The following is a 21,807-nucleotide window of genomic DNA, read 5'->3' as shown; positions in this document are numbered from 1 at the left end:
CACCACGCACTCACCACACATGTCCCCGCACCACGGCCGCCAGGCCGGGGTGCGGGGTCAGCCGATGTCGATCGGATCGATCTGGACGCGCAAGGGAGCGTCGGAGCGGTGGGTGCTGCGGACGGCCTGGGCGGCGGTGAGGGCGCGGGAGAGGGCGGAGCCGCAGGGGCGGGGGGCGCGCAGGATCATGCGCTCGACCTCGGTGGGGGAATCGCCGGAGGAGAACGGCTTTCGGGCGCCGAAGGGCAGGGGGACCGGGCCGAGGACCTCGACCTCGGCGGGAAGCTTTGCCTCGCCGAGCAATTCGGCGATGGATTCGGCGGTGCCGTCGATGGCCGCCAGGCGGACGGCCGGGGGGAAGCGGACCTCGGTGCGGGAGGCTAGCTCGAATTCGGCGTGGCCCACCGGATCCCAGCGCACCAGGGCCTGCACGGTCGGAACGGCCGGATCGGCCATCACGATCACCTGACCGGTCGGGCGGACCAGCGTGGCCGCGGACATCCACCGGCGCAACGCGTCCTCGGCCGCGCGCAGATCCGCGCGCCCGAGCAACGCCCAACCGTCCAGCAACAGCCCCACCCCGTAACCGCCCGGCGCGACCGGCTCCGCCCCGATGGTCGCCACGACCACCTGTGGCCCCTCGGGCACCGAATCCAGCACGGCCGCACCGCCGGAGCCCCGAATCGGCACCCCCGGGAACGCCCGCCCCAACTCCTCCTGCGTACGCGCCGCCCCGATCACGACCGCCCGCAACGCCCGCGACCCACACGAACCGCATCGAAACGCGGCCTCGGTCTTACCGCACCACCGACAGCTCGGACTGTGCGCGACGGCATCGGACGCATCGCGCGCGAGGGAGACTCCCGCAGCACGCGCATCGAGGAACCGCGCGCGTCCGCCCGGATGACCGCCCTCTCGGAGGCCGCTCACTCGCTCGTCGGCCCCGCGCTCACCCCGGCCCGTTCGATCCTGTGCCCCCGCACTTCTCGCGCGACCCGTGGGCGCGTTGTCCGGCAGGGCCAGCGGTCCATTGCAATGACGGCAACGCGCGGGGACCCGGCATTTCGCGCAGGCGAGGGCCGGGACATAGCCGCGCCGGGGAACTTGGACCAGGACCGACTCCCCCGCCGCCAGCGCCTTGCGGGCCGCGGTGAATGCGACACCCGGGATGCGGACCGCCCGCGCGACCGGATCCCGTTCCAGGGCGATGTCACTGTCGCCGGGCGCGCTGATCCGCGGCATATGCTCGCGCACCACGGCCCGATCCGCGAGCAGGTCATGCGCCCAACCGGTTTCGACCACGGCCTGGATCTCCGCGGTCCGCGAGAACCCACCGGCCAGAAACGCCGCCCCCGTCTCGTGCGCCCGCAGCATCGCCACCTCCCGCGCATGGGGATACGGCGCCCGCGGCTCGGCGTACATATCGTCCCCGTCGTCCCAGATGGCAATCAATCCGAGATCCCGCACGGGCGCGAAGACCGCACTACGCGTCCCGACCACCACCCGCGCACTCCCACGCAACGCGGCCAACCACCGCCGATACCGCGCCGCGGGCCCCAACCCCGCCGCCAGCCCCACCACCGAATCCCCCACCAGCTCAACACAAGCCGCCAGCACCCGATCCAGATCCCGCTGATCCGGCACCACCAGCACCGCACTCCGTCCACCCTCGACGGTCACCGCGGCCAACTCCGCCAACCGCCGCGCCCACTCCTCCCCCGGCACCGCCTGCCAAGCCGCCCGCGGCCCCCGCCCCCGCCCCAGCGCGGCCAAAAACGACTCCGCATGCCGGTACTTCCCCCACCCGCGAAACCGCGAAACGTCAACGCCCTCAGCCCCCTGCCCGGACTCCGTCCGGGCAGGGGAATCGGAATGGCCCTCCGCCACTGGGGAAGTACTGGGAGCAGCCTCGACACCGGAGAGATCAGCGACGGCCGACTCGGCATCGGCGGAAGCAGCACGGGCGGACTCGACACCACCGGGAGCCAGCCGCTTTTCGAAGGAGGCACCAGGCAAAGTATCGACCGCATGATCCACCTCGGCCGGAGGAGCGGCGACAGGCACCATTTCGACGGAAGCCGCTGCAACGGACCCGGTTTCGGCCGAATACCCATGCCGCACCGCAGCGGGAGCCGTCTCGTCGACGGGTTCCGCTTCATGGGCTGCCTGCGGCACCGCCGCGCGAGGGGCGGCCGAGGTCGGCGAATCAGCCTGAGGGGGAGACGTTTCGGAGGATGCCGCAGACTTCTTCCCGCCCGGCGTCTCCGCCTCCACCTTCGCGTGCCGCGGCGGAATGGCCAGCCGCAGCACGTCCGCGCGCGTTCCGGCGTAGCGGGCGGCCACCGCGTTGACCAGGCGCAGGATCTCCGGCGTCAGTACCCGCTCGCCCGACACCACTCGCTCCAGGCGCACCAATTTGCCGGTGTGGTCGGAGGTTTCGAGGCGTTCGAGGATGAAGCCGTCGATCAGGCGGCCCGAGAAACGGATGCGGACGCGCACGCCGGGTTGGGCGAGCGCGTCCAGGTCGGGGGGGACCAGGTAGTCGAAATCCCGGTCGAGGTGGGCCGGTTCGAGCAGCGGCAGCACGCGCGCGATGGGGCGCGCGACTGCCGCCGCTTCCGGCGCCGGGGTGGCCAATTAGAGGCCGACGGCGGCGCGGAGCTTGTCCGCGCGCATCGGATGCAGCCTCCCAGGGCAGGTCGACATATCCACGCCGGCCACCTTACAGACCCACGGCGGCGCGGAGCTTGTCCGCACACATCGGATGCAGCCTCCCAGGGCAGGTCGACATATCCACGCAGGCCACCTTACAGACCCACAGCCGCGCGGAGCTTGTCCGCACACATCGGATGCAGCCTCCCAGGGCAGGTCGACATATCCACGCAGGCCACCTTACAGACCGACGGCGGCGCGGAGCTTGTCCGCGCGGTCGGTGTGCTCCCAGGGCAGGTCGACATCGGTGCGGCCGAAGTGGCCGTAGGCCGCGGTCGGGCCGTAGATCGGGCGCAGCAGGTCCAGGTCGCGGATGATCGCGCCGGGGCGCAGATCGAAGACCTCGGCCAGGGCGGCGGAAATCTTTGCCGGATCGACCTTTTCGGTGCCGAAGGTCTCGACGAACAGGCCGACGGGGGCGGCCTTGCCGATGGCGTAGGCGACCTGCACCTCGACCCGGTCGGCCAGATCGGCGGCGACCACGTTCTTGGCGACCCAGCGCATGGCGTAGGCGGCCGAGCGGTCGACCTTCGACGGATCCTTGCCCGAGAACGCGCCGCCACCGTGGCGGGCCATGCCGCCATAGGTGTCGACGATGATCTTGCGGCCGGTGAGGCCCGCATCACCCATCGGCCCGCCCAGGACGAACTTTCCGGTCGGGTTCACCAGCAGCCGGATGTTCGAGGTGTCCAGCGGTTCGGGCAGCTCCAGTTCGGCGAGCACCGAGTCCACGACCTTCTCGCGGATATCGGGCGCGAGCAGGTTGTCCAGGTCGATATCGGCCGCGTGCTGGGTGGAGATGACCACGGTGTCCAGCCGGAGCGGCCGCGCACCGTCGTATTCGATGGTGACCTGGGTCTTGCCGTCGGGACGCAGGTACGGCAGCACGCCGGACTTGCGGACCTCGGTCAGTCGCCGCGACAGCCGATGCGCCAGCGCGATCGGCAGCGGCATCAGTTCGGGGGTCTCCTTGGTGGCGTAACCGAACATCAGGCCCTGGTCGCCCGCGCCCTGCTTCTCGATCTCGTCGTCGGAGCCGCCCACGCGCGCCTCGTGCGAAACATCAACGCCCTGGGCGATATCCGGCGACTGCGCGCCGATCGCGACGTTCACACCGCACGACGCGCCGTCGAAGCCCTTGGCCGACGAGTCGTAGCCGATCTCGAGCACCTTGTCGCGCACGATGGTGGGGATGTCGGCATATGCGGAGGTGGTGACCTCACCCGCTACATGGACCTGACCTGTTGTGACCAAGGTCTCCACCGCGACTCGGCTGCGCGGATCCTGCGCGAGCAGCGCATCGAGAATGGAATCGCTGATGGCATCACAGATCTTGTCCGGGTGACCCTCGGTCACGGACTCACTCGTGAATAGCCGGCTACCGGACGTGCGCACAGTTAATCCCTCTCCCTCAACGGGTTTCTCGTCTCAGGACTGCGACGGTAACGGCATGACGTCATCGCGCAATCCTTCGACTCAGACTATTCCAAACCACCGACGGGGTGGGCGATGACGCCGCTGCTGCGACGCCCCCACCAGCGACAACACCTCCACAGGGCTCCGTTTCGGCGGCCGGTGCGCTAATGCATGCAATGCCCATTGTGCACTGCGTGCCAATTGCAGGATAGGCCGAAGCTCCCCGCGCGTCAGCGCAGCAGGGGGCCCAGCGCATCCAGCACGCGGCTGGCCAACAATGCCTTCGACCCGTGATCGAGGGCCTGTTCGGTGCCGTCGGCACCCAATAACCAGCCGTCGTTGTTGTCCACCTCGAAGGCCTTGCCCTCGCCGACCGCGTTGACAACCAGCAGGTCACAGCCCTTCCGCTTCAGTTTCGCACGGGCGTGAGTGAGCACATCGCCGTGCTCGTCGCCGGTCTCGGCGGCGAATCCGACGATCGCGAGCCCGGGCAGTCGCCCGTCGCGTCGCGCGGCCACCAGCCCGGCGAGGATGTCGCGGTTCTTGGTGAGCTCGATCGAATCCGGTTCTCCCGCACCCTTTTTGATTTTCGCGGCGGCGACGTTGGCGGGTCGGAAGTCGGCGACCGCGGCGGCCATGATGACCGCGTCGGCGCCGGTGGCGTGCTTGTCCACGGCGATACCCATCTGCTCGGCGGTGGTGACGTGCACCACCTCGACCCCCGCCGGGGGTTCGAGTCCGATGGTATTGCCCGCGACCAAGATCACATGCGCGCCGCGCTGGGCGGCCACGCGCGCCATGGCATAGCCCTGCTTCCCCGAACTGCGATTGCCCAGGAACCGCACCGGATCCAGCGGCTCGCGCGTACCGCCCGCCGACACCACGATGCGGCGGCCCTCCAGATCGCGCGGGATCGCGTCGGCGCGCTCGAGCAGCAACGAGGCCAGGGCGAAGATCTCCTCGGGCTCCGGTAGGCGCCCGGGACCGGTATCGGCGCCGGTGAGCCGGCCGGCGGCGGGTTCCATCACGATCGACCCGTGGGCGCGCAGCGTCCGCACGTTCGCGACCGTGGCCGGATGCTCCCACATCTCGGTGTGCATGGCCGGGGCGAACAGCACGGGACATCGCGCGGTCAGCAGCGTGGCGGTGAGCAGATCGTCGGCGCGGCCCATCGCGGCGCGCGCCATCAGATCGGCGGTCGCCGGGGCGATCACGACGAGGTCGGCCTCCTGGCCGATCCGCACGTGCGGAACCTCGGGGACATCGGCGAAAACGCCGGTATCGACCCGATTTCCGGACAGCGCCTCGAAGGTCGCCTTGCCGACGAACTGCAGCGCCGACTCGGTCGGGATCACGCGGACGTGGTGCCCGGTCTCGGTGAATTTGCGAATGAGAGAGCAGGCCTTGTAGGCGGCGATTCCGCCGCCCACGCCGACAACGATCCGCATCTGACTACGCCTCTTCGGGTCCGGGTGCTGTGGTGGGCGGCGGTGTCGCCGTTACTCGCCTTCGGAGTGCTCGAGCAGGTCGGCGTGGATCTCGCGCAGCGCCACCGACAACGGCTTCTCCTGCAGGCCCGGCTCGACCAGCGGACCCACGTACTCGAGGATGCCGTCGCCGAGCTGGTTGTAGTAGTCGTTGATCTGGCGCGCCCGCTTGGCCGCGTAGATGACCAGCGCGTACTTCGACGACGTGCGCTCGAGCAGCTCGTCGATCGGAGGGTTGGTCAGGCCGACCGGGGTGTCGTACGCGGGCACGGTCTTGGTGTCGCTCACTGGTGAGGCTCCTGCGGGTCGTGTGGATGAGTCCCGGCTGCGCCGGGGCCGACGGGCTACCCGATGTTCCACTGACGGAACGAGGGATTCCGTCTACATCGAATTTGTGCTAACGAACAACGATACCAACTGCCCACAGGCGCTGGTCAGCTCGTCGTTCACGATCACGGTGTCGAACTCGTCACAGGCCGCCAGCTCCATCCGCGCGGTCTGCAGCCGCCGCTCGATGACCTCCGGCGACTCGGTGCCGCGCCCGGTCAGACGGGCGACAAGTTCCTCCCAGCTGGGCGGCGCGAGGAAGACCAGGTGCGCCTCCGGCATCACCTTGTGGATCTGGCGCGCCCCCTCCAGGTCGACCTCCACCAGCACGTTCTTCCCGGCGGCCAGCGCCTCGCGCACGGGGGCGGCCGGGGTGCCCGACCGCTGCAGGCCGCCGTGAATCTCGGCCCACTCGAGCAACTCCCCCTTTTCGATCATGGCGTCGAACTCGGCCCGGGTCACGAAGCGGTAGTCACGGCCGTCGACCTCCCCGGGCCGCGGGGCCCGGGTGGTGGCCGACACACTGAAGACCAAGTCCGGCAGTCGTTCTCGGACACACCGGACGATCGTGGACTTGCCGACGGCCGAGGGGCCGACCAGTACTACCAGCCGACCCTTCTGCGTGTGCTCGACCACCCTCGTGATCAGGCCTGGTCGAACTTCTGCAGCAGCGCCTTGCGCTGCCGATCGCCCAGACCCCGCAGGCGACGGGTAGGCGCGATCTCGAGTTCGCTCATGATCTCGGCGGCCTTGACCTTGCCGACCTTGGGCAGGGCCTCCAGCAGCGCCGACACCTTCATCTTGCCCAGCACCTCGTCGGTCTCGGCGTCCTTCAGGACCGTCTTCAGGTCGGTGCCGCCACGCTTCAAGCGCTCCTTGAGCTCCGCCCGAGCCTTGCGCGCGGCAGCCGCCTTCTCCAAAGCAGCGGCGCGCTGCTCGTCAGTCAGCTGGGGAAGGGCCACGGTTCCTCCGTCTCATCGTTCATTGCTTCATCTCCCGCCGGTAACCCGGCGGTCTGTGCGACCGTACCCACGCCTCGCGCCGATTGCGAACCCACCCCCCAGGTCAGCGCGGGATTCGGGCACGGTATCGCGCGTGCGGACGCCGCGTCGCGCCCGATCGGACCGATAGCGCAGATCCTACGCCCGATCTCGCGATTCACGGCGTGACCTGGGATTTTTCCCCCTCCGACCGGCGTTGTCGCAGTACAGCCGGGGTACCCGTGGCTGTCGTAATCGGGCTGTTATCGCGCGACCAGGAATTTTCTTGGATTCGTCGGCGTGTCGTGAATTTTTGCCCCTGCGTGTCGCTCATCACGTCCCACGCCGCTCCGGGTCGGATGACCGAATCGATGGCAGCCACGCGGGCGGGGGTCGAAATACCGCCTCACAGCCCCGCTGACGCGGGAAAACACACCGCTGTAGTTCTCCCGTTCGATCGGAGGTTCGAACACGCTGGCGGGCCATACAAACAGAACGGACCGGTCTCTTTCGAGACCGGTCCGGTATCGCGCGCCCGGCATCGGGACCCGGCGTCCACCCGCTCATGCCTGCAGAAAGGCGAACTCCTCGGCGAGTTGATGCGTCCGCGTCCGCAGCGCCGCGACCGACGGCCCGGCCGCGAGCACCTCGCGAGACACTGCGGGCAGCACCGCCGCGTAGCTCTCCGGCGGCACGATCGCCCGGATCGACTCCGCTCCCCCGCCCTGCGCCCCGACCCCGGGCATGAGGATCGGCCCGTTGAGCTTGCTCAGATCCGGGGCCTCGGTGAGGGTCGCGCCGATCACCACGCCGACCGAACCGAACGCGGCCCCGGCATTGCAGGCGGCCGCGTCGTCGACCATGGTCTGGGCGATGCTGCGGCCGTCGGCGGTCACCGTGCGCTGCAGCGGGGCGGCCTCCGGATTGGAGGTGGCCGCCAGCACGATCACGCCACGCTCGTTGACCATCGCCAATTCGATTGCGGGCGTGAGCGATCCGAAGCCGAGATAGGGCGATACGGTGACCGCGTCGCTGCCCAGCGACCCATCGCCGAGCCAGGCCGCCGCATAGGCGGCCATGGTCGAGCCGATATCGCCGCGCTTGGCGTCGGCCAGCACCAGCGTTCCGGCCGACCGCAGCGCGGCGATGGTGTCCTCGAGCACCATGAGCCCGCCCGAGCCGTACGCCTCGAAGAACGCCACCTGCGGCTTCACGATCGCCACCTGCCCCTCGAAGGCCTCGACGCAGGCGTCGGCGAAGCGTTTGAGCCCCTCGACGTCCTCGGTCAGACCCCAGGCACGCAGCAGCGGCGGATGCGGATCGATGCCCACGCACAGCGCACCGTGCCGTGCGGTGGCATCGCGCAACCGCTCACCGAACGAGGTCACCGGCTCTCCGCGTCGGCACCGGCCACCGCCAGTTCCGGCTCGGCGTCGACCTCCTCGATCCACGGTTTGCGGCCCATGGGCGGGGTCGCCCGAAAACCGACGGTCGAATATCCGCCGACCTTCCGCATGCCCCGGATGTCTCCGCCGCCCGGCAAGACCGCCTCACCGGTTTCGACAGTCCGACGCCGACGGGGCTTGACCCGTCCGGCGCCCACCGGCCGGGCACCTGCCCCAAACCCGATGGCTCCCACCGTAGTAGTCCTCTCCTGTATCAGTTCAGCCGCGCAGCACGGCGTGCAGCTCTTGCAGTGAGCGCACCCCGATACCGCCATTGATGGTTGCCTCGATGCCCTGCACGGCCGCGGCCGCGCCCTGCACCGTGGTGATGCACGGAATGTTCGCTCCCACCGCGGCGGTCCGGATCTCGTAGCCGTCGACCCGGGGCCCGGAATTGCCGTAAGGGGTATTGAACACGATGTCGATCTCGCCGTCCTTGATCCGATCGACGATCGTCGGCGCGTCGGTAGGCGTGGGCTCCGAGTGCTTACGCACCCGTTCACACGGAATTCCGTTGCGCCGCAACATCTCCGCCGTTCCTTCGGTAGCCAGAATCCGGAAGCCCAGGTCGTGCAGCCGCTTGACCGGGAACACCATCGCTCGCTTGTCGCGGTTGGCAATCGACACAAACACCGTACCCCCTGTCGGCAGGGAGCCGTAGGCCGCGGTCTGACTCTTTGCGAAAGCCGTGCCGAAGTCGGCGTCGATGCCCATCACCTCGCCGGTCGACTTCATCTCCGGCGACAGCAGCGAGTCGATTCCCGAGCCGTCCGGGCGGCGGAACCGGTGGAACGGCAGCACGGCCTCCTTGACCGCTACCGGCGCGTCCATGGGCGCGTGGCCGCCGTCGCCCTCGGCGGGCAGCATCCCCTCCTTGCGCAGCTCGGCGATGCTGGCGCCCAGCATGATCCGGGCCGCCGCCTTGGCCAGCGGCACCGCGGTGGCCTTGGACACGAACGGAACGGTGCGACTGGCCCGGGGATTGGCCTCCAGCACGTAGAGCACATCGTCCTTGAGCGCGTACTGCACGTTGAGCAGGCCACGCACGCCGATGCCCTTGGCCAGCGCGGTGGTCGAGCGCCGCACGGCCTCGATATCGCTGCGGCCCAGGGTGATCGGGGGCAGCGCGCACGCCGAGTCACCGGAGTGGATACCGGCCTCCTCGATGTGCTCCATCACTCCGCCCAGGTAGACCTCCTCGCCGTCGCACAGCGCGTCGACGTCGATCTCGATGGCGTCCTCCAGGAACCGGTCGACCAGCACCGGATGCTCCGGATTCAGCTCGGTGGCCCGGGAGATGTAGCCCTCGAGCGAGGTCTCGTCGTAGACGATCTCCATCCCGCGCCCGCCCAGCACGTAGGACGGCCGTACCAGCACCGGATAGCCGATCGAGGACGCGATCTTCTTGGCCTGCTCGACCGTGGTCGCGGTGCCGTACTTGGGCGCGGGCAACCCGGCGTCCACCAGCACGTGCCCGAATTCCCCGCGGTCCTCGGCCAGGTCGATCGCCGCGGCGGAGGTGCCGACCACCGGCACCCCGGCGTCGGTGAGCCGCTGCGCCAGACCCAGCGGGGTCTGCCCGCCCAGCTGCACGATCACGCCCGCGACCGTGCCGGATTCGCGCTCGGCGTGGTACACCTCGAGCACATCCTCGAAGGTCAGCGGCTCGAAGTAGAGGCGATCGGCGGTGTCGTAGTCGGTCGACACGGTCTCCGGGTTGCAGTTGACCATCACCGTCTCGTACCCGGCCTCGCGCAGCGTGTGCGCGGCGTGCACGCAGGAGTAGTCGAACTCGATGCCCTGACCGATGCGGTTCGGGCCGGAGCCGAGGATGATCACCTTCTCGCGCTCGCGCTGCGGGGCGACCTCGGATTCGGCGGCCGGATCCAGCTCGTAGCTCGAGTAGTGATACGGCGTCTTGGCCTCGAACTCCGCGGCACAGGTGTCCACGGTCTTGTACACCGGCCGGATGCCGAGCCGGTGGCGCAGCTCGCGCACGCCGTTCTCGCCCGCCAATTCCGGTCGCAGCGCGGCGATCTGGCGATCGGACAGGCCGTTGTGCTTGGCCCGGCGCAGCAGCGGCTCGTCCAGCACGGGCGCGGCGAGGATCTCCACGCGCAGATCGACCAGGCCCGCGATCTCGGCGACGAACCACGGGTCGATGCCCGAGGCGGCGGCGACGTCCTCGATGCTCGCGCCCAGCCGCAGGGCCCGTTCCACCTGGTACAGACGCCCCTCGGTGGGCACGCGCAGATCGTCGAGGATCGCGGCGACGTCGGTCCACTTGCCGTCGGGCTGGGTCCAGAAGCCCGCGGCCTTGGTCTCGAGCGAGCGCAGCACCTTGCCCAGCGCCTCGGAGAAGTTGCGGCCCAGGCTCATCGCCTCGCCGACCGACTTCATCGTGGTGGTCAGGGTCGGGTCCGCGCCCACGAACTTCTCGAACGCGAACCGCGGCGCCTTCACCACCACGTAGTCGAGCGTCGGCTCGAAACAGGCGGGAGTCTCCTTGGTGATGTCGTTGACGATCTCGTCGAGGGTGTAGCCGATGGCCAGCTTCGCGGCGATCTTGGCGATCGGGAAGCCGGTCGCCTTGGAGGCCAGCGCCGACGAGCGCGACACGCGCGGGTTCATCTCGATGACGATCAGGCGGCCGTCGCGCGGGTTGACCGCGAACTGGATGTTGCAGCCGCCGGTGTCCACGCCGACCTCGCGCAGGATGGCGATGCCCAGATCGCGCATCTTCTGGTACTCGCGGTCGGTGAGCGTCATCGCGGGCGCGACGGTCACCGAATCGCCGGTGTGCACGCCCATCGGGTCCACGTTCTCGATCGAGCAGACCACCACGACGTTGTCGCGGCCGTCGCGCATCAGCTCGAGCTCGTATTCCTTCCAGCCGAGGATCGACTCCTCGATCAGCACGTTCGCGGTCGGCGAGGCCGCCAGGCCGCCGCCGGCGATGCGATCGAGGTCGGCGTCGTTGTAGGCCATGCCCGAACCCAGCCCGCCCATGGTGAACGAGGGCCGCACGACCACCGGGAAGCCCAGCTCCGCAACGGTTTCGCGCACCTCCTCCATGGTGTAGCAGACCCTGGAGCGCGCGCTCTCGCCGCCGACCTTGGCGACGATGTCCTTGAACTTCTGCCGGTCCTCACCGCGCTGGATGGCGTCGAAGTCCGCGCCGATCAGCTCGACGTCGTACTTCTCCAGCACCCCGCGCTCGTGCAGCGCGACGGCGGTGTTGAGCGCGGTCTGGCCGCCCAGCGTCGCCAGAATCGCGTCGGGACGCTCCTTGGCGATGACCTTCTCGACGAACTCGGGGGTGATCGGCTCGACGTAGGTCGAGTCCGCGAATTCCGGATCGGTCATGATCGTGGCCGGGTTGGAGTTGACCAGCGACACCCGCAGGCCCTCCGACCGCAGCACCCGGCACGCCTGGGTGCCGGAGTAGTCGAACTCGCAGGCCTGGCCGATCACGATCGGGCCCGAGCCGATCACCAGGATGTGCTTCAGATCCTCGCGGCGTGGCATCAGGCTCCCTCCATGAGACCGGCGAAGCGGTCGAAAAGATAGGCGGCGTCGTGCGGACCCGCGGCGGCCTCGGGGTGGTACTGCACCGAGAAGGCGCGGCCGTCGGTCAGTCGCACGCCCTCGACCGTGCCGTCGTTGGCGCAGGTGTGGCTGACCTCGGCGGTACCGAACGGGGTGTCGAAGCGCTGCCCGGCCTCACCCTCGACCGCGAAACCGTGATTCTGCGCGGTGATCGAGATCTGCCCGGTGGCGTGATCGACGACCGGCACATTGATGCCGCGGTGGCCGAACTTCATCTTGTAGGTCTTCAGGCCCAGCGCGCGGCCCAGGATCTGGTTGCCGAAGCAGATGCCGAACAGCGGAAGACCCTCGCCCAGAACGGCTTTGGTGAGATCCACCGCGGCGTCCTGGGTGGCCGGGTCGCCCGGGCCGTTGGACAGGAACACCCCGTTCGGGTTCAGTTCCTTGATCTGGTCCAGCGTCACGTTCGAGGGCACCACGTGCACCCGCATACCGCGCTCGGCGAACATGCGCGGGGTATTGGTCTTGATGCCCAGATCGACCGCGACCACGGTGAACCGGTGCTCACCGGAGGGCTCGATGGTGTAGACGCTGCCGGTGCTGACATCGGCGGCCAGATCCGCGCCCAGCATCGAGGGCTGACCGTTCACCCGGGCCAGCAGCTCCTCGGTCGAGGCGGCGGCGGCCGCGCCGGAGAAGATGCCCGCCTTCATCGACCCGCGGCTGCGCAGATGGCGCACCAGCGCGCGGGTGTCGATGCCCGCGATGCCGACCACCCGCTGACGCTCCAGCTCGGCCTGCAGCGTGGTGGTGGCGCGCCAGTTGGAGCAACGCTTGGCGGGGTCGCGCACGGCGTAGCCCGCGACCCAGATCTTCTGCGACTCGTCGTCCTCGTCGTTCCAACCCGTATTGCCGATCTGCGGGGCCGTGGCCACCACGATCTGGCGGTGGTAGCTGGGGTCGGTCAGGGTCTCCTGATAACCCGTCATCGCGGTGCAGAACACCGCCTCGCCCAGCGTCTCTCCGGTGGCGCCGAAGGGCGCGCCGCGGAATACGCGACCGTCCTCCAGCACCATCACAGCGGTAGCACCGCTCATGCTTTCTCGTCTCCTGTCGTCGTACTGGTCGCGCTGCCCGTCCAGGCCGGATACACCGTCTTGTCGTCGCCGCGGAATCCGGTGTCCACCTCGGTTCCGGTCGGCAGCTTCCAGCGAATCACCAGCACACCATCTGCTGTCATTACCTTGCCCGCATGGCCCCGCTCGGTGCGCACCGCGGTGATGGACTCGCTCGGAATCCACAGCGGCGACGCGCCGTCGCGCTCGAGCAGAATCCCGCGCTCGAAGCGGGTGAGCTCCGCCGTGGCCCGGAACCCCAGATCGCCCACCGCGATCCGGTTCTGCCAGCTGGGAGCCAGCGTGGTCCCGGTGTAGAGGCCCGTGGTGGGCTCCAGCAGCTGCGCACCCAATTCCGGTGGCACCGAGGGCAATTCGCCGATCGACGCCGCCTGCTTACGCGCCTTCTTCTGCCAGGCCCGATACATCAGCCACAGGCACAGCACAAACAGTGCCAGCAGCCCGAGCACCCACAGCGTTCGCTCCATGTCAGGCTCTCATTCTCCCGGCCAGCGACGGGCCGCTCCCGTCGTCAGGCGCTCGCATCTGTTGTGCCTTGCCGTCGCGCGCGGTGATCCGTCCGCGCAGGAACGTCGCCGTCACCCGCGCGGGCAGGGTCATCGCCTCGAACGGCGTGTTGTTGGAAATGCTCGCGAGCTCCGTTGCCCGCACCGTCCATTCCGTCTCCGGATCGACCAGCACCAGATTGGCCGGCTCGCCGACCGCCAGCGGCCGACCCTGATCGTCCAGACCCGCGATGCGCGAGGGGTTTTCGCTCATCACCCGGGCGACGCCACGCCAGTCGAGCAGTCCGGTGCGCACCATCGTCTCGACGACGATCGACAGCGCGGTCTCCAGTCCCAGCATGCCGGGGCGGGCGGCGGCGAATTCGCAGCACTTGTCCTGTTCGGCGTGCGGGGCGTGGTCGGTGGCCACACAGTCCACCACACCCTCGGCCAGCGCCTGACGCAGCGCCTGAACGTCGGAGGCCTCGCGCAGCGGCGGGTTGACCTTGTTCACCGCGTCGTAGGTCTCGAGCCGCGAATCGTCGAGCAGCAGGTGGTGCGGGGTGACCTCGGCGGTGATCGAAATACCCTGGGCCTTGGCCCATTTCAGCAGTTCGACGGTCCCGGCCGTGGAGGCGTGGCAGATGTGCACGCGCGCCCCGGCATCGCGGGCCAGCAGCGCGTCGCGGGCCACGATCGACTCCTCGGCCGCCCGCGGCCAGCCCTGCAGGCCCAGTCGCGCGGCGTTGGGGCCCTCGTGCGCCACCGCCCCCTTGGTCAGCCGCGGCTCCTCGGCGTGCTGGGCGATCAGCACGCCGAGCGAGTTCGCGTATTCGAGCGCCCGGCGCATGATCAGCGGGTCGTAGACACAGTGGCCGTCGTCGGAGAACATCCGCACCCCGGCCTCGCCCGCGGCCATGGTGCCCATCTCCGCCAGCTGCTTACCCTCGAGGCCTATGGTGACCGCGCCGACCGGATAGACGTCGACCAGGCCGACCTCCTGCCCGCGCCGCCACACGTGGTCGGTGACCACGACGCTGTCGGCGACCGGACTGGTGTTGGCCATGGCGAACACCGCGGTGTAGCCGCCGAGTGCGGCCGCGGCGGAACCGGTTTCGATGGTCTCGGTGTCCTCGCGGCCCGGCTCGCGCAGATGCGTGTGCAGATCCACGAAGCCCGGCAGCAGAATCTGGCCGGTGCCGTCGACGACCTCGGCGTCGACCTCACCCAAATCCGAAGCGATATCGCGGATCTCACCGTCCGTCAGCAGGACATCGACCGGATCGCCCTCGCCGTAGAGGCGCACATCCTTGATCACTACGTTACTCACGCCACCACCTCTTCGGCTCCGACCAGCAGGCGGAACAGCACCGCCATGCGCATGTGCACGCCATTGGTGACCTGCTGCAGCACCGCCGCCTTCGGCGAATCGGCCACCGCGGACGCGATCTCCATGCCGCGCAGCATCGGGCCCGGGTGCAGCACCACCGCATGCTCGTCGAGCAGCGCCATCCGCCGCTCGTTCAGTCCGTAGTTGATGGAGTATTCGCGCGCCGACGGGAAGAAGCCGCCGTTCATCCGCTCGGCCTGCACGCGCAGCATCATCACCGCATCGGCGCCCGGCAGCTCGGCGTCCAGCGCATGCGAGATCCGCACCGGCCAGGCGTCCACGCCGACCGGCAGCAGCGTGCGCGGTGCGACCAGCACCACCTCGGCCCCGAGGATGTTCAGCAGGAACGCATTCGAGCGCGCGACGCGGCTGTGCAGGATGTCACCGACGATGACCACCCGCTTACCGTCCAGATCGCCGAGGCGCTGGCGCAGGGTGAACGCGTCGAGCAGGGCCTGGGTCGGATGCTCGTGCATACCGTCCCCGGCATTGATGATCGCCGGGCCGGTCCCCGCGTAACCGCCTCTGCCCGTTTCCAATTCGCCGAACCAGCGGGCGATCTGATGGGCCGCGCCGGAGGCCGGATGCCGCACGATGAGCGCGTCCGCGCCCGCGGCGTGCAGGGTCAGCGCGGTGTCGCGCAGCGATTCCCCCTTGGAGACCGAGGAACTCGACGCGCTGACATTGATCACATCCGCGCTCATCCACTTTCCCGCGACCTCGAACGAGACCCGGGTGCGGGTGGAGTTCTCGAAGAACACGGTCATGACCGTGCGCCCGCGCAGCGTCGGCAGCTTGCGCACCTCGCGCCCCAGCAGCGCCTGCTCGAAACGCTGGGCATCGTCCAGCAATTCGGTGGCGGCGGCGCGATCCAGATCGGTGACGGAGAGAAGATGTCTCACTTCTCCTCCCCCTGATGCAGGTAGACGCCGTCGCGGCCGTCGTGTTCGGTCAAGAGCACGGAGATGTCCTCGCTGCGGGCGGTGGGCACGTTCTTGCCGACGTAATCGGCGCGGATGGGCAGTTCGCGGTGGCCGCGGTCGATGAGCACCGCCAGTTGCACCGCGCGGGGGCGGCCCAGATCGCGCAGGCCGTCCAGGGCCGAGCGCACGCTGCGGCCGGAGAACAATACGTCGTCGACCAGAACCACCAGCGCGTCGTCGATCCCGCCCTCGGGCACCGAGGTGCGCTCGAGCGGGCGATGCGGGCGATTGCGCAGATCATCGCGATACAGCGTGATGTCCAGCGAGCCCACGGCCGGGCGCACGCCGGAGAACTCCTCGATCCGGTCGGCCAGGCGCGAAGCCAAACCCGTTCCGCGCGTGGGGATTCCGATCAACACCACCCGGGGGACGCTCGGGTCCGAGGAATCGAGAGCGGTCTTCTCGATGATCTGATGCGCCATGCGCGCGATGGTTCGGCCGACATCCTGGGCGGACAACAATTCACGCCCGGCCCGCACCCACTCGGGGTCGTGCCGCTGCGAATATTCGCCCGCGCTCGACCTGGCGGCCCGATCCTCGGGCACGCTCATGCCGACCTCCTTCCCCGCCTCTCTGGACGGTCCTTTAAAGGATGTCTTCCGGCGGAGAATGCTAGCAGCGCGCCCGCAAACGCCCGCCATCGGGGGTGGCCGCTGTGAGGGCCGCCACCTGGGGGAATGCGGGCGCATGAGGATGCGGGGGCGAACCGCCGCGCCCACGTCGGGGTGCCGGACCTCGGGCCGGTTGCGGCGAATACTGGGTCGACCACGCCAGACGAGGAGGACGGACATGCGTGTGCGAACCGCGATGGTCACGACCCTGGCCGCGGCAATCACGATGCTGGCATTCGGCATCGGCACGGCAGCGGCGGTGACGTTCGAACCGCGGCCGCTGGGGGCCACGGTCTCGCTCGAGCCCGGCGAGGCGGCAGTGGTGTCCAACCTGAAGCTGGGCCGCCCGATCGCCCAGCTCGTCCCCGGCTCCGGCTGGAGTCCGGCGGGCCGCGACGAACTCGCCCGCACGCTGACCTGGGCCGTCGACACCGCCGCGAAGTATCCCGGCGCCACCGCGTTCGCCACCGTCGAGGGGCAGGCGCTCGATCCCGACCGGGTCGATATCGGCGTCCGACTGCCGGGGTCGAGCCCGGAATGTCTGGCCGCGAGCGTCCGATCCCTGTCCCGGCGCTGATCCCGGCCGAACCCGCCTGCGCGGGTGACCGATAGCCATCCGGCATGATTCCTCTGTGCCGGAACAGCAGGGTTCGGACCGATGGGACACCGACCTGCGGCTGAGCGAGCCGCTCATCCGCAGGCTCGAGCAGTACGGGCGACGTCGGCCGACGACCGCGGGCGAGGTGCTCTATCGCGGCGGCGAACGCGGCTACGACTTCCTGGTGGTGCTGTCCGGCACGATCGCGGCGCTCGGGCGCGACGGCACCGCGCAGCGGGTGATCGACGTCTACGGACCCCGCCAATTTCTCGGCGACCTGAGCCTGCTGACCGGTCAGGCCCTCTACGTCTCGGTGGTGGTGCGCGAACCCGGCGAGGTGCTCATCGTGCCCGCCGCGACCCTGCGCCGGTATCTGGCCTGTGACCAGGCGTTCGGAGATCTGGTCCTGGCCACCTATCTGACCCGGCGCGCGGTCCTGATCGGGCTCGGCGCCGGGCTGCAGATCGTCGGCTCCGCCTACTCGCCCGATGCTCGGCGACTGCGGGACTTCGCCACCCGCAACCAGATTCCGCACACCTGGCTCGATCTCGAGCGCGACGACCGCGCCGAGGCGCTGCTGCGCCAGCTGGACATCCCGCCCGACCAGACGCCGATCGTGATCGGGGCGGGCGATCAGATCTTCCGCAATCCGAGCAATTCCGAACTCGCCCGCGCGATCGGGCTCGAGGTCGTCACCACTCCCGACCGGCCCTACGACCTCGTGGTGGCCGGGGCCGGACCGGCCGGGCTCGCGGCCGCGGTCTACGCCGCGTCGGAAGGATTGTCGACGCTGGTGCTCGACACGGTCGCGATCGGCGGACAGGCGGGCACGACCTCGAGAATCGAGAATTACCTCGGCTTTCCCTCCGGCATCTCCGGCGCGACGCTCGCCGAACGCGCGGAACTGCAGGCGGTGAAGTTCGGCGCGCGGCTCTCGCGGCCGGCGGAGGTCGTCGGCCTGGACCATCGTCCGGGCCACAATGTGCTGAAGCTGGCGGACGGCGCGGCAGTCACCGGCCGCACGGTGCTCATCGCGACGGGGGCGCGGTATCGCAGGCTCGCCGTGCCCCGGCTCGACCGATTCGAGACCACCGATATCTACTACGCCGCGACGCTGGTCGAGGCCCAGCTGTGCCGGGATCGATCGGTAGTCGTCGTGGGCGGCGGCAATTCGGCCGGACAGGCCGCGCAATTCCTGACTCGCTTCGCGCGCGTGGTGCGGTTGGTGGTCCGCGCGGACGACCTCGCCGAGAGCATGTCGCGGTACCTGATCGACCAGCTCGAGCGGAATCCCGGCCTCGAGATCCTCCCCCACACCGAGGTGGCCGAGCTGATCGGCGAATGCAACCTGACCGCGATCACCGTGCGCGACAACCGATCCGGGGACAGCCGCACGCTCGACGCCGAGGCACTGTTCGTCTTCGTCGGCGCCGAACCGGCCACCGAATGGCTCGGCGACGCGGTGGCCCTCGACGACCACGGCTTCGTCCTGACCGGAGCGAATGCCCGCTCTCCCTTGGAAACCAGTCTGCCGGGCGTCTTCGCCGCGGGTGATGTCCGCAGCGGCTCGATCAAGCGGGTGGCCGCCGCGGTCGGCGACGGCGCGATGGCCGTGCGCCTCGTGCACGACTATCTGGACCGGGTCGACGAGCCGAACTCCGCCGATCACCTACACTGATCGGGTCTTCTCACCGAAGAGCACGGGCTCTCGTCGGCTTCGGCCGCACCGCACGGTTTCTCGGCGACATGTGGCGTCGGGGAGGTGGGAGTCGTTTTCCGACTCCGGTGAGGTATGTCTTGAATCAGGTAACCGTCGTCGGCGCGGCCCTCGGCGGCCTCCGTCTCGCTCAGGGCCTCGCCGCGCGGGCATCGATGTCGCTGTCCACGAACGAGATTCCGCCGCGACCACCCGGACCCGGAGCCACCGGCTGCACCTCGATGCGCGTGGCCGCCACGCACTGGCGGCCAGGTTGCTCCCACGGCTGTTCGACCTCGTCGCGCCCGAATCAAGGTTCCGCCACTGCACCGCGACCCGATACATCTCACAGCGCGGAACGTGTATATCAACCCACGACTAGCAGCAGCAAAGTCACCACGTGGTCATGACCGATCGGGACGGTGCCGTTCGGCGTAGGCGCGGGCCTTGCTTCGGTTGCCGCAGACGCGCATCGAGCACCATCGGCGGCTGCGGTTCTTCGAGCCGTCCCAGAAGACCCAGCCGCAGCTGTGTTCGGCGCAGCGTTTGATCCGCAATACTTCCCCGGTTATCGCCATATGCGCCCAAGCAATAGCCAATTGCCCCAACGCTTGCCGTACGGACTGGGGCGCTGTTGCCTGGAGTGGGGCGCTCGGGTCGAGCGTCACCCGCACCGGTAGCTCTTCCAGGACCGCGGTGGCGGTGCCAAGCAGGTCAGGATCGGCCGCGGTGCCCACACCGGCTCCCAGCGCCTCACGCAGCCCCGCCCGCAAATCCAGAGCCAGTCGGTGATCGCTCGGCTCGAGAGCCTGGCGCGTGGTTGTCAGTCCCGCCGCAATGAGCCAATCCGCCAGTGCGGCCGGACCTTCCAGCTCATCGGTGCCCGCCTCGATATCGAGGGTGTTGGCGAAGAGCATGATCAGCTCGGCGTGATGCGAAGGGTCCAACGACACTCTCCAACTCGATCAATAACCTGCAAACCAGTTTACCAGTTAGGCAACGTCACGTAGCCTGCTAACCATCGAACTGATACACCGGTTAGGGGCGGAGTACGGATGACTGTCACCACCACACCAACCGAAATCGCTCGCGGCCAACGGAACTCGGCAATACTCGTGTCGTTCACCGCTCTCACCAACCTCGCCGACGGCGCGACCAAGGTGACGCTCCCTCTGCTGGCGACCCAGGTCACCCACGCTCCCGGATTGATCGCGGGTGTCGGAGTCGTGCTCACATTGCCGTGGCTGCTGGTGGCCTTACATGTGGGAGTCCTTGTCGACCGGTTCGATCGACGGTTGCTGCTCTGGCTCGCGGACGGGGTGCGCGCTGCATCGATGGCGGCACTGCTGATCCTGACGGTGAGCGGATCCCTGAGCATCGGAGTCTTGTACCTCGTCGGGATGATCCTCGGGATCGCGGAGGTTGTCGCACTTACCGCGGCCGGGGCCATGATCCCGGCCGCGGTGCCGACGTGCGGACGTGAACGGGCCAATGCGTGGATCGGCGGTGCGGAGACAGTATGCAACGAGTTCGCTGGACCGCTCGTCGGTGGCCTGCTGGTGGCCGCCGGTGCCACTGCGGCGGTGGGTGCGACCGGCGTGGCCTATGTCGCGGCCACCGTTCTTCTGACATTGTTGGTCGGCACCTTCCGGCCGGTCCGAACCGCTGACGTCGCCTCCGGCGTGCACCAGCGAATCGCCGAGGGATTGAGTTTCCTGTGGCGGCAGCCGACACTGCGAATGATGGCACTGGTACTCACAGTCCTGTGCGCGTGCTGGGGTGCGTGGCTGGCAGTGATACCGGCTCTCGCTGTGACCCAATGGCATTACACCCCAATGGAATACGGTTTGACGATGTCCGCCCTCGGCGTCGGTGGACTCGTCGGGGCCGCATCGGTCGGGTGGATGAATCGGGTGTTGGGCATGAAATGGGCGCTGTTCGCCGACCTGGTCGGGACATTCCTGATGGTCGGAACTCCGGCTCTGACCGCCAATATCGCGCTGGTGGCGTGCACGGCCTTCGCGGGCGGTATGGGCGGGGTGCTGTGGTCGGTGAACGCGCGGACCCTTTCCCAGTCGTTGGTGTCGGATGAGCTCTTGGGCCGCTATAACGCCGCGGCCCGCTTGTTCTCCTGGGGCGCGATGCCGATCGGTGGCTTGCTCGGCGGCGCCTTGGCGCAGTGGGGTGGAGCTGATCGGGCCTTTGCGGTGTTCGCCGTGATAGCGGGGTTGACCATGGCGCCGTTCCTGTGGGCGGTGCGTGGGAGTGGGTCACCGGCAAGGGCGGGACAATCGGTTGTTCGCGGGTGATCGTTGTGGCGTCATGGATCGCGATGAAGCGACAGCGACCGGCGGCGGCCGGGATCTTCGGCGACGGGCTCGAACTGCACCGGCATGTGGGGCGGTGGTCGGGGCGTGCGCATACGGTGATTACGCTGCGGCCGGGTACGCGGGCTCGGTTCAGCACCAATCGGTTTCACGACACCTGGCGCGTGTTGTCGGATGAGCAAGGGTATGTCCTTGGCCGGACGGCCGGAGCCATGCTCGCGCACGCGGACGTGTTCGGTCTCGACGATCTGGCGGATATCGGTGCGGTCGAGGCGTATCGGCGAATGCGCGCTACCGGGGTGAAGGGGCTGAATCTCGAGATGTTGTGGGCGATGGAGGGCGCCCCCACCTATCGCGATCGGCGCAGCGTGCGTGCCGAACGCCGCCGGGAACTGGTCGCCGAACTCGGCCCGAAGCCTGTGCCCCAGCCGATTACGCGGACCACCAGCCACCGTCAGGGGTCGGGTGCACTCAGCGCGGCAGCTGGTTGTAAAGCCGGGCGATCTCCTCGGCGTTGGAAGGTCGAACGGTCGTCCTTGTCGAGTCGGAAGGAGCATTCCCAGGGATTCGCGCTGTTTCCGTAGTCGACGTCCAGCGCGGGCCCGTGGCCCTGCCCCACCTTGCCGAGCACCGCGCACGGATCCAGGGCAGCGAGTCGGGAGTTC

General features: G+C 68.9%; 19 protein-coding genes. 4 read left to right on the top strand and 15 right to left on the bottom strand.

Features of this window, described 5'->3' with window-relative positions; genetic code table 11:
* Positions 1-57 precede the first annotated feature (57 nt).
* From NDR87_RS22175 to pyrR, 14 genes are all read right to left on the bottom strand, one after another.
* Positions 58-2,586, bottom strand: coding sequence for a primosomal protein N' (locus NDR87_RS22175; RefSeq protein WP_251915124.1), 2,529 nt, complete (start codon positions 2,584-2,586; stop codon positions 58-60).
* A gap of 306 nt (positions 2,587-2,892) precedes the next feature.
* Positions 2,893-4,107, bottom strand: a complete 1,215-nt coding sequence (gene metK / locus NDR87_RS22170; protein WP_251915126.1) for a methionine adenosyltransferase — start codon at positions 4,105-4,107, stop codon at positions 2,893-2,895.
* A 251-nt stretch (positions 4,108-4,358) separates the two neighbouring features.
* Positions 4,359-5,576, bottom strand: coding sequence for a bifunctional phosphopantothenoylcysteine decarboxylase/phosphopantothenate--cysteine ligase CoaBC (coaBC, locus tag NDR87_RS22165; protein WP_251915128.1), 1,218 nt, complete (start codon positions 5,574-5,576; stop codon positions 4,359-4,361).
* A gap of 51 nt (positions 5,577-5,627) precedes the next feature.
* Positions 5,628-5,903: a DNA-directed RNA polymerase subunit omega gene (rpoZ, locus tag NDR87_RS22160; RefSeq protein WP_195111994.1), complete on the bottom strand. Its 276-nt coding sequence runs from the start codon at positions 5,901-5,903 to the stop codon at positions 5,628-5,630.
* A gap of 93 nt (positions 5,904-5,996) precedes the next feature.
* Positions 5,997-6,578 carry a guanylate kinase gene (gene gmk, locus NDR87_RS22155; protein ID WP_251915130.1) on the bottom strand — a complete coding sequence of 194 codons (582 nt, stop codon included), beginning with the start codon at positions 6,576-6,578 and terminating at the stop codon, positions 5,997-5,999.
* Between the two features lie 8 nt (positions 6,579-6,586).
* Entirely contained in the window at positions 6,587-6,904 is a 318-nt protein-coding gene (gene mihF / locus NDR87_RS22150; protein ID WP_251915132.1) for an integration host factor, actinobacterial type, read from the bottom strand.
* 581 nt (positions 6,905-7,485) lie between these two features.
* Positions 7,486-8,310 carry an orotidine-5'-phosphate decarboxylase gene (gene pyrF, locus NDR87_RS22145; protein WP_251915134.1) on the bottom strand — a complete coding sequence of 275 codons (825 nt, stop codon included), beginning with the start codon at positions 8,308-8,310 and terminating at the stop codon, positions 7,486-7,488.
* The gene (locus NDR87_RS37425) at positions 8,307-8,438 is read right to left on the bottom strand and encodes a hypothetical protein (RefSeq protein ID WP_286013902.1); all 132 of its coding nucleotides are present in this window, start codon (positions 8,436-8,438) and stop codon (positions 8,307-8,309) included. The genes pyrF and NDR87_RS37425 overlap by 4 nt, the downstream gene beginning before the upstream one ends.
* Before the next feature lie 148 nt (positions 8,439-8,586).
* Positions 8,587-11,895 carry a carbamoyl-phosphate synthase large subunit gene (gene carB, locus NDR87_RS22140; protein ID WP_251915136.1) on the bottom strand — a complete coding sequence of 1,103 codons (3,309 nt, stop codon included), beginning with the start codon at positions 11,893-11,895 and terminating at the stop codon, positions 8,587-8,589.
* Positions 11,895-13,013, bottom strand: a complete 1,119-nt coding sequence (gene carA / locus NDR87_RS22135; RefSeq protein ID WP_251915138.1) for a glutamine-hydrolyzing carbamoyl-phosphate synthase small subunit — start codon at positions 13,011-13,013, stop codon at positions 11,895-11,897. Before carA ends, carB begins: the two co-directional genes overlap by 1 nt.
* Complete coding sequence (locus NDR87_RS22130; protein ID WP_251915140.1) at positions 13,010-13,519, bottom strand: transporter; 510 nt, start codon at positions 13,517-13,519, stop codon at positions 13,010-13,012. Before NDR87_RS22130 ends, carA begins: the two co-directional genes overlap by 4 nt.
* A 1-nt stretch (position 13,520) precedes the next feature.
* Positions 13,521-14,867 (bottom strand): dihydroorotase, encoded by a 1,347-nt coding sequence (locus NDR87_RS22125; protein WP_251915142.1) that lies wholly within the window; start codon positions 14,865-14,867, stop codon positions 13,521-13,523.
* Positions 14,864-15,829 (bottom strand): aspartate carbamoyltransferase catalytic subunit, encoded by a 966-nt coding sequence (locus NDR87_RS22120; protein ID WP_251915144.1) that lies wholly within the window; start codon positions 15,827-15,829, stop codon positions 14,864-14,866. The genes NDR87_RS22125 and NDR87_RS22120 overlap by 4 nt, the downstream gene beginning before the upstream one ends.
* On the bottom strand, positions 15,826-16,461 hold the full coding sequence (pyrR, locus tag NDR87_RS22115) for a bifunctional pyr operon transcriptional regulator/uracil phosphoribosyltransferase PyrR (protein WP_251915146.1): 636 nt from the start codon (positions 16,459-16,461) through the stop codon (positions 15,826-15,828). The genes NDR87_RS22120 and pyrR overlap by 4 nt, the downstream gene beginning before the upstream one ends.
* Positions 16,462-16,699: 238 nt before the next feature.
* Between pyrR and NDR87_RS22110 the strand changes: the two genes are divergently transcribed.
* Entirely contained in the window at positions 16,700-17,098 is a 399-nt protein-coding gene (locus NDR87_RS22110; protein WP_251915148.1) for a hypothetical protein, read from the top strand.
* A gap of 55 nt (positions 17,099-17,153) precedes the next feature.
* Complete coding sequence (locus NDR87_RS22105) at positions 17,154-18,797, top strand: cyclic nucleotide-binding domain-containing thioredoxin-disulfide reductase (protein WP_251915150.1); 1,644 nt, start codon at positions 17,154-17,156, stop codon at positions 18,795-18,797.
* 422 nt (positions 18,798-19,219) lie between these two features.
* Here NDR87_RS22105 and NDR87_RS22100 read toward each other — a convergent pair whose 3' ends face one another.
* The gene (locus NDR87_RS22100; RefSeq protein WP_251915152.1) at positions 19,220-19,732 is read right to left on the bottom strand and encodes a CGNR zinc finger domain-containing protein; all 513 of its coding nucleotides are present in this window, start codon (positions 19,730-19,732) and stop codon (positions 19,220-19,222) included.
* A 138-nt stretch (positions 19,733-19,870) separates the two neighbouring features.
* On the opposite strand from NDR87_RS22100, the gene NDR87_RS22095 reads away from it, so the two are divergent.
* Both NDR87_RS22095 and NDR87_RS22090 read left to right on the top strand, forming a co-directional pair.
* Positions 19,871-21,124, top strand: coding sequence for an MFS transporter (locus NDR87_RS22095; protein WP_251915154.1), 1,254 nt, complete (start codon positions 19,871-19,873; stop codon positions 21,122-21,124).
* 23 nt (positions 21,125-21,147) lie between these two features.
* Positions 21,148-21,726 (top strand): TfoX/Sxy family DNA transformation protein, encoded by a 579-nt coding sequence (locus tag NDR87_RS22090; RefSeq protein WP_251915156.1) that lies wholly within the window; start codon positions 21,148-21,150, stop codon positions 21,724-21,726.
* Positions 21,727-21,807: the final 81 nt, after the last annotated feature.

It is taken from the genome of Nocardia sp. CDC159 (genome assembly GCF_023740735.1).
In the GTDB taxonomy this organism is placed as follows: domain Bacteria; phylum Actinomycetota; class Actinomycetes; order Mycobacteriales; family Mycobacteriaceae; genus Nocardia; species Nocardia pulmonis.
This window is presented reverse-complemented; position numbering and strand designations above follow the sequence as displayed.

What these genes read in the sequence shown, in the direction of transcription:
- coaBC (WP_251915128.1), bottom strand. Translation starts at nt 5,576, where the DNA reads ATGCGGATCGTTGTCGGCGTGGGCGGCGGAATCGCCGCCTACAAGGCC.
- NDR87_RS37425 (WP_286013902.1), bottom strand. Translation starts at nt 8,438, where the DNA reads ATGCGGAAGGTCGGCGGATATTCGACCGTCGGTTTTCGGGCGACCCCG.
- carB (WP_251915136.1), bottom strand. Translation starts at nt 11,895, where the DNA reads ATGCCACGCCGCGAGGATCTGAAGCACATCCTGGTGATCGGCTCGGGC.
- carA (WP_251915138.1), bottom strand. Translation starts at nt 13,013, where the DNA reads ATGAGCGGTGCTACCGCTGTGATGGTGCTGGAGGACGGTCGCGTATTC.
- NDR87_RS22130 (WP_251915140.1), bottom strand. Translation starts at nt 13,519, where the DNA reads ATGGAGCGAACGCTGTGGGTGCTCGGGCTGCTGGCACTGTTTGTGCTG.
- pyrR (WP_251915146.1), bottom strand. Translation starts at nt 16,461, where the DNA reads ATGAGCGTGCCCGAGGATCGGGCCGCCAGGTCGAGCGCGGGCGAATAT.
- NDR87_RS22110 (WP_251915148.1), top strand. Translation starts at nt 16,700, where the DNA reads ATGCGTGTGCGAACCGCGATGGTCACGACCCTGGCCGCGGCAATCACG.
- NDR87_RS22100 (WP_251915152.1), bottom strand. Translation starts at nt 19,732, where the DNA reads ATGCTCTTCGCCAACACCCTCGATATCGAGGCGGGCACCGATGAGCTG.
- NDR87_RS22095 (WP_251915154.1), top strand. Translation starts at nt 19,871, where the DNA reads ATGACTGTCACCACCACACCAACCGAAATCGCTCGCGGCCAACGGAAC.
- NDR87_RS22090 (WP_251915156.1), top strand. Translation starts at nt 21,148, where the DNA reads ATGAAGCGACAGCGACCGGCGGCGGCCGGGATCTTCGGCGACGGGCTC.